Annotated in this window: 12 protein-coding genes; 2 read left to right on the top strand and 10 right to left on the bottom strand. The window is 29.5% G+C overall.

Going from position 1 to position 13,488, the window contains the following annotated elements; translation table 11 throughout:
• The 3 genes from JL105_RS08920 to JL105_RS08930 all read right to left on the bottom strand — a co-directional run bounded on the left by JL105_RS08920 (position 1) and on the right by JL105_RS08930 (position 4,449).
• On the bottom strand, positions 1–1,137 hold the full coding sequence (locus tag JL105_RS08920) for a glycerol dehydrogenase (protein ID WP_132027566.1): 1,137 nt from the start codon (positions 1,135–1,137) through the stop codon (positions 1–3).
• A gap of 227 nt (positions 1,138–1,364) precedes the next feature.
• Positions 1,365–2,372 carry a PocR ligand-binding domain-containing protein gene (locus JL105_RS08925; protein ID WP_132027568.1) on the bottom strand — a complete coding sequence of 336 codons (1,008 nt, stop codon included), beginning with the start codon at positions 2,370–2,372 and terminating at the stop codon, positions 1,365–1,367.
• A 130-nt stretch (positions 2,373–2,502) separates the two neighbouring features.
• Complete coding sequence (locus JL105_RS08930) at positions 2,503–4,449, bottom strand: bifunctional metallophosphatase/5'-nucleotidase (RefSeq protein WP_132027570.1); 1,947 nt, start codon at positions 4,447–4,449, stop codon at positions 2,503–2,505.
• Between the two features lie 252 nt (positions 4,450–4,701).
• On the opposite strand from JL105_RS08930, the gene JL105_RS08935 reads away from it, so the two are divergent.
• Complete coding sequence (locus tag JL105_RS08935; RefSeq protein ID WP_132027582.1) at positions 4,702–5,634, top strand: alpha/beta hydrolase; 933 nt, start codon at positions 4,702–4,704, stop codon at positions 5,632–5,634.
• Between the two features lie 9 nt (positions 5,635–5,643).
• Here the strand turns inward: JL105_RS08935 and JL105_RS08940 are convergent, their stop codons facing one another.
• The 4 genes from JL105_RS08940 to JL105_RS08955 all read right to left on the bottom strand — a co-directional run bounded on the left by JL105_RS08940 (position 5,644) and on the right by JL105_RS08955 (position 8,901).
• Complete coding sequence (locus JL105_RS08940; RefSeq protein ID WP_132027584.1) at positions 5,644–6,873, bottom strand: M48 family metallopeptidase; 1,230 nt, start codon at positions 6,871–6,873, stop codon at positions 5,644–5,646.
• 128 nt (positions 6,874–7,001) lie between these two features.
• Positions 7,002–7,826: a hypothetical protein gene (locus tag JL105_RS08945; protein WP_132027586.1), complete on the bottom strand. Its 825-nt coding sequence runs from the start codon at positions 7,824–7,826 to the stop codon at positions 7,002–7,004.
• An 11-nt stretch (positions 7,827–7,837) separates the two neighbouring features.
• A complete protein-coding gene (locus JL105_RS08950; RefSeq protein WP_132027588.1) occupies positions 7,838–8,536 on the bottom strand; it encodes an ABC transporter ATP-binding protein in 699 nt (232 codons plus the stop codon).
• A complete protein-coding gene (locus tag JL105_RS08955) occupies positions 8,533–8,901 on the bottom strand; it encodes a GntR family transcriptional regulator (protein ID WP_132027590.1) in 369 nt (122 codons plus the stop codon). Before JL105_RS08955 ends, JL105_RS08950 begins: the two co-directional genes overlap by 4 nt.
• A gap of 353 nt (positions 8,902–9,254) precedes the next feature.
• Here JL105_RS08955 and JL105_RS08960 point away from each other — a divergent pair, with 353 nt between their 5' ends.
• Positions 9,255–10,076 carry a sigma-70 family RNA polymerase sigma factor gene (locus tag JL105_RS08960; protein ID WP_158280012.1) on the top strand — a complete coding sequence of 274 codons (822 nt, stop codon included), beginning with the start codon at positions 9,255–9,257 and terminating at the stop codon, positions 10,074–10,076.
• 39 nt (positions 10,077–10,115) lie between these two features.
• On the opposite strand, the gene JL105_RS08965 is transcribed toward JL105_RS08960, so the two are convergent.
• From JL105_RS08965 to cls, 3 genes are read right to left on the bottom strand one after another with little or no spacing between them, the layout of a single operon-like run.
• Positions 10,116–11,129 (bottom strand): lysylphosphatidylglycerol synthase transmembrane domain-containing protein, encoded by a 1,014-nt coding sequence (locus JL105_RS08965; RefSeq protein ID WP_132027594.1) that lies wholly within the window; start codon positions 11,127–11,129, stop codon positions 10,116–10,118.
• A 46-nt stretch (positions 11,130–11,175) separates the two neighbouring features.
• Entirely contained in the window at positions 11,176–11,982 is an 807-nt protein-coding gene (locus JL105_RS08970; protein ID WP_132027596.1) for a hypothetical protein, read from the bottom strand.
• A 43-nt stretch (positions 11,983–12,025) separates the two neighbouring features.
• The gene (gene cls, locus JL105_RS08975) at positions 12,026–13,483 is read right to left on the bottom strand and encodes a cardiolipin synthase (RefSeq protein WP_132027598.1); all 1,458 of its coding nucleotides are present in this window, start codon (positions 13,481–13,483) and stop codon (positions 12,026–12,028) included.
• Positions 13,484–13,488 lie beyond the last annotated feature (5 nt).

Consider the following 13,488-nt stretch of genomic DNA (forward strand, 5'->3'; position numbering starts at 1 on the left):
CTATATATTGTGTGTTTCCTTATATTTTTTACCAATTTTATCCGCCGTTACTATTGCAGCAGCTACCTGATTTTCTGTAATTGGAAATGGCATAGAATGAATAGACTCTTCAGGTATACAAGATTTTTGTGCTACTTTGTATAGTTCTTCTTCTGATATAGTATCTACCCCTATATCCTCTAGACAAACTGGGAGCCCTATTCTTATACAAAATTCTAATACTTCTTCTAACTCCTCCTTTGGAGCATTTTCTAATACTAGTTGGGCAATTGTTCCAAAAGCTACTTTTTCTCCATGGTAATATTTATGGGTTCCTTCCAATATAGTTAGACCATCATGAATTGCATGGGCTGCTGCTAAGCCACCACTTTCAAATCCAATTCCTGATAATAAAATATTAGCTTCAATTATATTTTCTAAAGCTGGAGTAACTTTTTTAGATTCACAAGCACGAATGGCTTTTTCTCCATCTTCTAATAGGGTTTCATAGCATAGCTTTGCAAAAGCAAGGGCTGCTTTGGTCCCCTTGGCACCTTCAGCTACTCCTTCCCTTACGCCACAGGGCAATCCTGCATTCACATTGGAATAGGAAGTTGCTGTAGCTCTAGCCTCAAAATAAGTGGATAGAGCATCTCCCATCCCTGATATTAAAAAACGTGTTGGAGCATTGGCTATTATAGTGGTATCTACCAATACAACACTAGGACTTTGCTTAAAATATGCATAATCGTCAAAAGCTCCATCTGGTGTATATAGTACTGCTGAATGGCTAGTAGGTGCATCAGTTGCAGCTATAGTTGGAACTATGATTACCTTTTCCCCTTCTGCCACACATTTTGCAGTGTCTATAGCCTTTCCTCCTCCTAAACCTACGGTACAATCACATTGGTTTTCTTTTGCCATATCCTTTATTCTTGCAACTTCTTCTCGGGAACATTCTCCTGAAAAACCGCTTATTACAAATTCAATATTAAATCTTTCTTGTGTTTCGTCTAATTTATCTTGTACTCTTTTTACATCATCGGGATGTCCTATCAAAAGTGCCTTTTCCCCAAAGGTTTTTACAAAATAACCTAAATTTAAAATCTCATCTTCCCCTTGTACATATTTGGTTGGGCAAATATATGCTTTTCTCATTTACTAAACCTCCCATTTTTATTCTTATAGAATATGAATTTAGATAAAAATTTATGCTAATTTTTTATTACTACTTATTTCAAGAATATTTTGACATATAAAGGCATGTATTAGAAAAGGTTTTCCTTTAGTCAATATCTTGTATTTACAGTATAGCAATAATATCAAATAATTACATTAAACTATATAATACCATTATGATATTATGTTGTTGTATTATTTTGTACTTATTTAATTATTTTGTACTTATTTGACTGATTTTTCAAAATTCTTCTATAATTTCCTGGAGTAATCCCTTCAAATGCCTTGAAACGTCGAGTAAAATATCCTGCATCATTAAAACCAACTTCCATTGAAATTTCCTGTATAGTTTTGTCAGTGGTTTTTAATAATTTTTTTGCATTTCCAATTCTTATCCTAGTTAAATAATCTGAAAACTTTTCTCCAGTTTCCCTATAGAATAGTTTGCTAAAATATCCAGGAGTGATAAAGCATATATTTGCTAAATCATCCAATGTGATCTTTTCATGAAAATTTTCATTTATATATTTTATGGCAGGCTTTAAAATATCCTTCATTTCATTTGAAACATTGGAAAGATTTTTATCTGTATTATGGTTATCTAATTTTATATTTGAATAATCATCTTTTAATACTGCTTTTAATTGTTTTTTCATATCCTGATTTTCCTGTAATAATTTATTTTTTAATATTGATTCTTCAACAATATATTTTACTATGTATTCTATTAAGTCTAATATTTCTTTTATTTGAGTTAATGTCATATGGGGAAGTTTGCTATAAAGATATAGCATTTCATTTTGATTAGGTAAATATTCAATAGAATCCATGTATATTTTTTCAATATATTCACTCTGGCCATTTTCCTTTAATAAAATTTGTCCTACCATTACACATCCAAAATATTTATCATCAACAATGATAGGTATGGCTGCATCTATTATATTACAGTGACATCTGTATATATAATTTTGATTAAGTCTTACTGCTTCAATCCCACCTCTAGCATCACATTTTTGACATATTGCATTTGTCTTAGGTTCAGATCTTATATTTTTACAAAACTCACTGCACTCACTATGTTTCGTAACCGGAACACCCTTGTAGTCAACAGTAATAATAGCTGTACCAGTAACTTTTGCAAGTTTATCTTGGATCAATTGCCATTTTTCAATATCTAAAATAGATTCCATATCAGCATAATTACCATTCAAATAAAATCACCCTTTTTTAATTCTTCTACATACTTTTATCATATCACATAATTTATCCCCCACCTATATTTTTTAAATATAGATGGGGGTATCATTGTTGATGGGACAGAAGGTCTGACCCAATGTCCCACTACGCATCATGTGTAGTTGCTTCTTTTGATTTTTTTACTTTTCTTACTATAAATCTTATCAAAAATATCAATGCAATTATTATAATAAGAACAATGGAATATATAATTATTGCAATTTTATTTGGGTTCTTAAGTTTAGCAGATAAGCTAGGATTATCATCAACAATTTTTCTTCCCTGCTTTTGATTATAATATTCAGGTACTTGAGGTACTCCTCCTTTTTTATCGAAGGATTTCAAATATTCTGCTATAGCCAACCATTCCTTAATTTCGTGCCCTTCATCATATATTATTTGAGATTCATAATCTGTAATAGGAACACCTTTTTCAGTTTTTGGTACAATGGACAATATGCCAAAGGATTGATCACCAACAACTGAAAGCATTTGAGCAGAATATAATCCTCCAACTATTCGATAAAGTTTATCATCTATTATTTCTTCTCTATTACCTTCCTCATCTTCAATATAAACATCAGTAACTTTATTAAAAATCAATCTATTAGGATTAAAAGTATAATTAAGTCCTGATGTATACAATTGTGCTACACTCATTAAAGGAGTTATAGATGCATCTACCTCTGCTACAGTTTTTAACTCTTTTCCCGTTAAATATACAGAAATAAGAGGATAACCTGATACCTTATCTGGTCCTATTCCCAATGAACTTACTGTAAACACATCTGATACAGTAATATCTCCTCTGACAAAAGATCCTCTTATAGTGCCAACGGGAGTTACAGAAATTGCTATGGGTTTGTAATCTTTCCCTTCAGCTTTTTTTACTGCATATATGTATGAGTCACTAATTAAATTTCCTAAAGTATCTTCCTCATGTTTAGTTCCTAATAAACTATAAGGGGTAAAACTAAATGGTGTATGTGCTACTACCTCATCAAACTCCATGTTAAAAATATCTAAATACTCTTTTTGAACTATTTCCTTATAATATTCTATAGTTTCATTAATCGATAAATCTTCGCTTAAATGATCATCTATAGGTTCCAATCTATAATCTTCTAGTTTCCAACCATTCCCTTCCTTTTTTATATCCATTACTCCAATATTTTCTCCATTTTCTCCACAAGAACCTATAATTGTATTTCCCACTACTATAGGTTCTTCAAGAGCTGTATGACTATGTCCACTTACAATTATATCAATACCTGGAACTTTTCTAGCTAATATTTCATCTTCCGATTTTGAACTATCTTCATGAGTTCCTGAGTGGGACAAACAAATTATTAAATCTACATTCTCTTTGTTTTTCAATACATCTACAACTTTTTCAGCTGATTTAATATAATCTTCAAACACTACCTCTGCCATAGGAGCATTGGAATCTGCCTCTCTACCCATTAATCCAAAAATGCCTATTTTAACTCCTTCCCGTTGAATTATAGTGTAATCTTTTACTCCATAATATTCCATAGAATCTTTTAATTTGGATAAAGTAGGAGTTAATTTTCCATCATCATCCACTGGAAACGTGATGTTGGAAGCCACAATTTGTGGTAAATCCTCTCCACTATCCTTTGCATTTTTTAAGCTATCTGCTAATCCTTCTGCTCTAAAATCGAATTCATGATTCCCGAAGGTTACCACGTCGTATCCCATTTTGCCTAATGTTCTTAACTGAGGTGCATGACTAGCAAAAATGGTTTGAAATAAGGTTCCCATTGAAAAATCTCCTGCATCTACCAATAATAGATTAGGGTTTCTTTCTCTTTCCTTTTTGATTGCCGTATTAAGTCTAGCATATCCACCTATTGTTTTAATTTCCCCATCTTCTTCTATTTTCGAAGGATAAAAGTGATCATGCATATCATGGGTAAATAATATGGTTATAGACTGAGGTTTTGTTTCTAGATAACTTACTTGGAATATAGATATGAATAAAATTATAATACTTAAACAGGCAAGAAAGGTTTTTGAAAATTTATTCATAATTTACCTCCTTAGCAAACGTTTTCCTTTGTATATAATTATAGCATCATACCCTTTTTAATACATCATATATTATTGTAGTATAATAGAATTATAATATTGTAATAGTATAAGTATTTTGTCTATATTATTAATTATTTCACTTGGTTTTAGTTTATAACTTTACATAAATTAATGTTCATAATATAATCAATAAAAACGTAATTATTTTTCATAAGCATATTTATCGCATTTTCCTAAGGGGGAATAAAAATGATTGAAAAAACTTTTACTTTTAAAGCATCAGATGGTGAAGAAATATTTGCCTATAATTGGCGACCAGAAAATGAAAATAATAATGTAAAGGGGATTGTACAAATAGCTCATGGCATGGCTGAAGCAGCACATAGATATAAAAGGTTTGCTGAAAAACTTGTTAAAGAAGGCTATATAGTATATGCAAATGATCATAGAGGACATGGTAAAACAGCACCATCTTTAGACGAAATAGGATATATAGGTCCTGACGGATATAATAGAATGGTACAAGATATGAAAGAATTTACGGATTTAATTCGAGATAGAGAAAATAAGGATTTACCATTATTTCTATTTGGTCACAGCATGGGGTCCTTTTTAGCTCAACGCTATATAAGTCATTATGGTGATAATATTCAAGGGGTAATATTATCTGGTACTTCAGGCGATCAAGGTTTTGTATTAAATATAGGAATACGTATAGCAAAAAGAGAAGTTGCAAAAAAAGGGCCTAAAGCAAGAAGTCCTCGTCTAAACAATTTAAGTTTCGGCAGTTATAATAAAAAGTTTGAACCAAGTAGGACAGAGTTTGACTGGTTGACTAGAGATGAAAAAGAAGTAGATAAATATATCAAAGATCCATATTGTGGTGGAATATTTACAACAAGTTTTTATTATGATTTCTTTAAAGGACTAAAGGAAAATTTCGAAAAAAGTAATTTAGAAAATATACCAAAAAATCTACCCATATACATATTTGCAGGAGACAAAGATCCTGTAGGCAATATGGGAAAAGGAGTACTCAAATTAGTAAAGACATATCAAAGACTTGGCATAAAGGATTTAGAATATAATTTATATAAAGATGGTCGTCATGAAATGTTAAATGAAATAAATAGAGATGAAGTAATGGAAGATGTAATCAATTGGCTAGATAAACATATATAAAAGCCTTCATTAATACTCAAAATTAGAAAAAAATTCTATTCTTTCCTCAGCTGTTGGGTGGCTATGATACCATATTTTATATATAGTGCTAGAACGTGGAATACTCAGACTTTCTTCATGTAATTTAGATATGGTAAAAATAGCCGCCTCCTTGTTTTTTGTCAATTGTATTTCCATCATATCTGCTTCTCTTTCCATATGTCTAGAATATGCATTTGTAATTGGATTTGCAAAAAACATATAAAAATTTAATACCAAAAGTATAAGGGGGAGTGAAGCTATATCCTGTAACCTATTAAACCCAAAACTTCCATTGGATTTAATCAATATCCAATGGGATGTTCTATATACAAGATACATTAAAAGTATAGATCCTAATCCTCCTAGAATGATCCCTTTCCATATATGTCCCTTTACATAATGCCCTATCTCATGGGCAGTAACACTTAATATTTCCTCTTTGCTCAATTTGTCTATAGTGGTATCCCAAAGCACTATCCTCTTAGATTTAAATACCCCTGTCATATAGGCATTCATCTCCTTGGTATCTCTGCTTTTGTCCACTTTATATATATCTGCATCCTCTATGCCTGCTTTATTTAATAGCTCTTTTATCTCTTGTCCTAATTGTTCATCTTCTATAGAGGTATATTTATTAAATATTGGATCTATATACATAGGAGATATAAATGCAATAAATATAATAACTGGTATAGAAATAAGTCCTAAATAAAGCCACCATCTAGTAGGACTTTTCCTCATCATATAGTAGGGAAACCATATTGTTAAAGACATGGCACCTGTGTTTAGTACGAAATTTTTAAAGACTAATTCAAACCATCTAGATATGGTTTGATTAGATAGATTATATCTATGTTTTAGTATAAAACCACTATAAAAACTAGTAGGTAGTGAAATAAGTAAATCAATTATTGAAAATATAACTGCATATATAAGCCCTGTTAAAAATAGATTTCTTCCATTACCTTTAGCAAAATTCCCAATTTTACTGGAAAGTCCTGTAATCAAAAATAAAAAAGGCACCAAAAATTTAAGCACAAGGCTTATAGCCCATACTTTTAAATTAGATTTTCTATATTCATAAGCCTCTTTTGGTATATCAGGATACTCTATCTGTAATTGTTCCATATTTTTATATTCCATTATCAATACCACTAATATAAAGAATAATAAAAATACTGTAAACAAGATAATTCCTAGTGATAATTCTCTATCCATTTTAAATCTTCCCTCCGAAAATTATCGTTTATTATATTATACCAAAATATCTTATTAATAATGTTCTTATTTTAATCTTTATAATAATTAACACTAAAATATAAAATCCCCTGAATAGGGGATTTATATTATAAATCTATTTTATTTTCTATTATATATCCTGTTCCTAAAAAGAATATTACTCCCACAGCTATGCTATATATAAATCCTGCGATATTTAACATAGCATTTCCCATATTTCCACTTGCCATTAACCCTGCACTACTCATCTCAATATGGAAATCATAATTAAGCATATCATTGGATATAATTCTAAAGGTCTCCAAGTCTAAATAATAGGGTAATGCTTGAATAATCTTAGCTTGCCCCATAGCCACTAGTCCACTTACTATTAGGAATATTACAAACCAAAAACCACCAATCCTTTTATTCCTAAAAGTAACTCTACTTAAAGCCATAGAGAAATAAATTAGTATTAGTGTGCTAACGCCACCTATAAACACAATGAGTAGGAATACACTAACTTCTCTAATTGGTATACCATTTATTATGGCTATTATATCTGAAATAGCTGGTTTTATAGGAGCAAAGATAAAAGTCATAAACGCATTATACAAGCCTATTACAAGCCCTAATATTGCAAACCATATTATCGCCACGATTAATTTAGAACCTAGTATTTGATTTCCTGTTAAAGGCAAGGTAAAGGTCAAATATCCCCTATCTTCATATAGTTCCTTTCTAAAGGATCCAATTATATATAAAAAAGTAATAAGAAGTGTCCCAAATATTACCAATACAGATAAACCCATAAAGATTACACCTAATACTGAACTTTCATTAGCATTGGCTATATAGACGTATATTCCCGTTGTAAGTATTAATACTAATGCTAATACTCCTAATATAAATTTGTAATTGCCTTTTAATTCATATTTCATATATCTGCCCATTTTTTCTCCTCCTATTCTCCAAATATTTCCTTGTAAATATCATCTATTTGTTTGCTTTTTTCTTCTCGTAAAGCTTCTGCATTGCCTTCTAGTACTATCCTTCCATCTTTCAGAAATACCACATCATCAAACAAGTTTTCCATATCTCTAACTAAATGAGTGGTGATCAACATAGAGCTATTTTCATTGTAATTATTTATTATAGCATCTAGTATTTGATCCCTCGCTACTGGATCTACGCCTGCTATAGGTTCATCTAATACATAAAGCTTAGCATCCCTTGATAATACTAGGGATAAATTTAACTTCTCATGCATCCCTTTTGAAAGGGATGTAACCTTCATGGATCTTTCCAATTTCATAAAATCCAGCAAGTTTTTAAATCTAGTTTCATCAAAATCCCTATAAAAATCCTTATAAAAATCACAAGCATCTTGTATACTCATCCAATTATATAAAAAATTTCTATCAGGTAAATAGGATACTATAGATTTAGTATATACTCCTACCTCATGTCCATCTATTAAAACTTCTCCTTTAGATTGTCTTAACAATCCTGCTAATATCTTGATTAGTGTGGTCTTACCGCTGCCATTTGGTCCAAGGACTCCCACTACTTTCCCTGACTGTATACTTAAATTTATATTATCTAATGCCCTTTTATTAAAATAATTTTTACTTAAATCTTTTATTTCCACAATGGGTTTCATTTTATTTCCTCCTTTTCTATCCATTCTGATACAATATCCATTATTTCATTGGAATCAAATCCTAATTTTTTCATATTCATTAAGAAACCATGCACCACATCTTTGGCCATATTGCTTCTCAAATTTTTGATCATTTGTTGGTCTTCAGTTACAAATGTCCCCATTCCCCTTTGAGTAAAAACAATATTTTCTCTTTCCAACTCCTGATAACTCCTTTGTATAGTATTGGGGTTTACTTTTAATTCTTTGGAAAGTTCCCTTACTGATGGCAATTTATCACCTCCCCTTATTTCACCTGAAGCTATACTGCTCTTTATCAAATTCATAATCTGTATATATATGGGAAGATTGTCTTTAAACTCCATATATTCACCTCCATTATTAAATATTAGTGTACTAAGCCTATAGTACACTAATATTGTTTTTATGTCAATATATAATTTTAAAAACCTTGTAACTAAAAAGTTACAAGGTTTTTGCTTAAATTTCTCTATCATTATAACCTAAAATTTTAAATCTTCATCACTCAATAAAGCTCTATATTTTAATTCTTTATAGGTAGACTATAAACCATTCCATATATTGATTTTACTATTTATCTCATTTTTTGTCAAATATGAAAAATCAAACAATTCTATTAATAATTATCCATAAAATATCTCCATTTAAAAAAGGATTTTAAAAATTCATGTAGAATATAATATATTAGGTGATGGATATGAAAATAAAATCAAATAATGAAAAACACAAATCAAATGAACAACTGCTTAAACTATATAAAAAGAATAGAGATATAAATACTAGAAACAAGATAATTTTAAACAATATAGGTCTAGTATATGTGGCTGCAAGAAAAAGGATTAACACAACCACATCTTTTACCTTTGAGGACTTGGTTCAAGAAGGAATTATTGGTATGATTAAAGGAATAGAAAAATATGACGTAAATAGAAATACCAATTTTTCTACCTATGTCTATTATTGGATTGTACAGCAGATGGATAGAGCAGTTATGAATAATGGATACATAATAAGACTACCTGCTTATATATATGAAAAGATAAATAGCATATCCACAATAGAAAATGACCATTTAGCCACTGAGTATGAAATAAATACAAAAGCTATATGCCAAGAGATGAATATAGATGAACAGGAATACTATGAAATTAATCACTATAAAAAATACTATTATAACTTAACTTCTCTAAATAGTATAATAAATTTAGATTCTGATGATAATTATATAGAGCTTCAAGATTATATTCCCAGCGAAGAACCTTCTGTAGAAGATATTGTTTTTTATAATTCACTAAAGGAAGAAATAAATAAAATACTAAATACCTTAACTCCTAAGGAAAAGGATGTATTAGAACTTAGATTTGGTCTAAACGGGAAAAAACCTTCCACTTTAGAAGTTATAGGCAATAAATATAATCTCACCCGGGAAAGAATACGTCAAATTGAAAGTAAAGCATTAATGAAAATAAATAAACAAAATCCTAAAACTCATATAAAAGATTATTTACAACAATATTAAATAAAAAACCTTGCACCTAAATAGTGCAAGGTTTTTTATTTAAGCTACTGCTTTTTTGTTCCGTATTATATTATCAATCAAAACCACTATTCCAGTTATTATTAATTTAAAATAATAGCTTATGCCTCTCCACAACAAAAGAGCATATCCAATAAAATTCTTTGTAAATAAAGGCTTAAATAGTAGATAATATCCTCCTTCGGAAGCTCCAGCAGTTCCTGGTGTAGGAATATATGATGCTGCCATATACACCAAAGATTGTACTGCTATTATATCCAAAAAACTAGATCCTTTTAATCCTAAGGACAAATACACAAAATAAGTTATGCTAAAATAACAAGTTAACTGAATCAATGTAAATATAAATATTTTTAAGCTATTAAGTTTGTTTTCTTTTATTTTGGATATACTTTGTTCATATTCTTCCATAGTGCTATCCAATTTTTCTATATAACCATCTAAATCCTTTATTATTTTTATTTTATACAATCCCTTATAGCAATATATTATAATAGGTTTAATCCATTGAGGTTTATAAAACAAAAGGATTATGCCAATTAATATTCCTAAATTAAGTATAAATCCAATAACTATGAACGGAACTGCTGGTTTAGCATCATTTAGTATAAAACCTATTTTAAATACAAACATAATTAAAGAATAGAAGGTTACTGCCATTTGATATATTATAAACTTATTAAATAATATGGTAGAGCCTTTTGCTACAGATATATCATCTTTACTCATAAGATATACTTGCACTGGTTGCCCTCCTGTTGAAAAAGGAGTTATAGCACTGTAATATTGCCCTATTATTGCGATCTTTAAGGACTTAGTATATTCCATACTACCATGAACAGTTTTAGTTATGGAATTTAATATAAATCCATCAAATAACCAATCTATTACCATCATCAATACTGCCAGCCCTAAATATCTAATATCAGTTTTATTTATTAATTGACTAATATCTCCGTACCCCTTAAATACAATGATAAGGGTTATAAACATTATTGAAAAAAGAAAAATACGGCTTGCCTTTTTCATGTTCATATATTTCACGACCTTTTAAATAAAATTATACATTAAAATTATACAACTATTCCTTCAAAGAATCTATATTTTTAAATATTATTTCTTTCTTGTTTTTCAATAATTTAGGGCTATTTATATTTAATGAATTTCCCATATCTTTTATAGATAGATCCAATTTATCTACTTTTTTAAGTTTATCCTTATCCTTTTCTAATTTTTGCCGTAGAGTCAATATACTGTCTTGTGTATTATTCAATATTTCCTTACCCATATCAGGATTTAAATATGCTTGAAGTACATAATGTTTTATTCTATATAAATCTCCACTTATATCGTCCTTATATAGATCACAAAAATAAGCCAAAGATAATAAAGATTTACTAGTAGCATCCAATATACCCATTATATCCCTATTTTCTATCATTGTTGTTATATAATTTAAATTATTCTTCACACTTTCACTTTTTTCATCACTAGGGCTTTTTTTTCTACTTTCTATCTCATAATTATTCCAGTCATTATGAACTTTATCTATTTTATCTCCTAAATTATTCCATAGCTTTAAAAGCTCCACATCTCTATCAGATATTTCATCTTCCTTTTGTTCTTCTTTCTTTTGTTTTTCTTCATCCTCTTTGGTTTTTTTATCCTTTTCATTTAATGATTCATATTCTAAATCAGTTAGTTTTGATATTTCTTCAATCTCATCTACCAATACAAGAATTTTATCTAATTCATCAAGTATGGATATTAAATCTTTAGGAGCTTTATCTTTATTTTCAACTTTAGTAGATTTTTTTTCTCCTTTATTTGTACATGCTGTAAATAATAAGGACATCAAAAGTATTATTAATATTATCTTTTTATTCAATATTACCACCCCTAGAATAGTATTTCCTAGAAGTGGTTTTTTATTATAATATTGGAGATAACAATCTAGATATGGATTCTTTAATTTTAACTATATTAGAACGTTCTTCATATTTCTTCATGGTAATCTGCTTACAATATTCTAAATCTAAATAAAATTGCTCTGTCATCTTCCTATTTACTTCTTCATCATACATAAATGCATTTACTTCAAAATTTAATTTAAAACTCCTAATATCCAAATTGGCTGAACCCACAGAAGTTACAAAATCATCCATTATAAAAGTTTTACTGTGTAAAAATCCATTTTCATAAGTATAAAATTTAACTCCTGCTTCTAATAGTTCTCCTATATAGGATAACCCTGCCCAATATACAAAAGGATGATCTGGTTTACAAGGTATCATCACTCTTACATCCAATCCAGAAAGACCTGCAATTCTTAGTGCTTCAAATATACTATCATCAGGAATAAAATAAGGGGTTTGTATATATATTTTGTCTCGAGCATTGGTTATCATTTTAAAATATCCATCCTTAACACTAGGCCATTTAGAGTCAGGACCGCTACTTACTATTTGTATTCCAACTTTTCCTTCTCCCTTGCTTTCTGGAAGTTCTGTTCTACAATTAAAATCATCTTTATTGGCTGCAAATCTCCAATCCTTAGAGAATCTCCATAACAATCCTTGAATAGCAGTACCCTTTATCTTTATGTGAGTATCTCTCCAAAATCCAAATTTGGGGGAAAGACCTAAATACTCATCCCCTATGTTAAATCCTCCTAGATACGCTTCTTTTCCATCTATTATACATATCTTTCTATGATTCCTGTAATTAATTCTCAATGTAATATACCGAATAAGGGGAGGGAAAAACACAGCTACTTCACCACCAGCAGCTTTTAGTTCATCAAAACAACCTCTTTTAAGTTTTCTTCCTCCCATTCCATCATATAGTAGTTTTACTTCTACACCTTCCTTGGCCTTTTCTGTTAACTTATCTATTATTTTAGTCCCTATATCATCACTTTTAAATATATAGTATTCCATATATATATAATCCTTTGCATTAGAAATACTATCTAGCAATGCCTTAAATTTTTCTTCCCCTGAAAAATACATTTCAACTTCATTATCTTGGGAAAAATACGCTTCCGAAGTAAGAATATGCATCTTTATTATATCCTCATATTCTAAAAATTTCGAATCCAAAAAACAATATTCCTCATTCTTTATCTTTTCTTCCTGTTTCATAACCTTGTCCCTAAATACCCTATCTGCTTCTTCTTTTTCCTTAAACATTTTCTTCTTACTCATATCTTGACCTATAATAAGATATAATAAAAATCCAATAATGGGCAAAAATGTAAGCACCATAAGCCACAACCAAGTACTAGTAGGATTTCGTCTTTCAAAGAACACTAATAATATGGCAAGTATAATATTTATCCATAATACATTTTTAATAAGCCAAGTGTATACTACTATTGCTTTTTCCATAATAT

This window comes from Keratinibaculum paraultunense (assembly GCF_016767175.1).
In the GTDB taxonomy this organism is placed as follows: domain Bacteria; phylum Bacillota; class Clostridia; order Tissierellales; family Tepidimicrobiaceae; genus Keratinibaculum; species Keratinibaculum paraultunense.

Bases quoted from the DNA above. Each gene is read 5' to 3' on its own strand.
- JL105_RS08955 (WP_132027590.1), bottom strand. From the start codon at position 8,901: ATGGAGTTTAAAGACAATCTTCCCATATATATACAGATTATGAATTTG.
- JL105_RS08965 (WP_132027594.1), bottom strand. From the start codon at position 11,129: ATGAACATGAAAAAGGCAAGCCGTATTTTTCTTTTTTCAATAATGTTT.
- cls (WP_132027598.1), bottom strand. From the start codon at position 13,483: ATGGAAAAAGCAATAGTAGTATACACTTGGCTTATTAAAAATGTATTA.
- JL105_RS08920 (WP_132027566.1), bottom strand. From the start codon at position 1,137: ATGAGAAAAGCATATATTTGCCCAACCAAATATGTACAAGGGGAAGAT.
- JL105_RS08945 (WP_132027586.1), bottom strand. From the start codon at position 7,826: ATGGGCAGATATATGAAATATGAATTAAAAGGCAATTACAAATTTATA.
- JL105_RS08940 (WP_132027584.1), bottom strand. From the start codon at position 6,873: ATGGATAGAGAATTATCACTAGGAATTATCTTGTTTACAGTATTTTTA.
- JL105_RS08950 (WP_132027588.1), bottom strand. From the start codon at position 8,536: ATGAAACCCATTGTGGAAATAAAAGATTTAAGTAAAAATTATTTTAAT.
- JL105_RS08960 (WP_158280012.1), top strand. From the start codon at position 9,255: ATGAAAATAAAATCAAATAATGAAAAACACAAATCAAATGAACAACTG.
- JL105_RS08930 (WP_132027570.1), bottom strand. From the start codon at position 4,449: ATGAATAAATTTTCAAAAACCTTTCTTGCCTGTTTAAGTATTATAATT.
- JL105_RS08935 (WP_132027582.1), top strand. From the start codon at position 4,702: ATGATTGAAAAAACTTTTACTTTTAAAGCATCAGATGGTGAAGAAATA.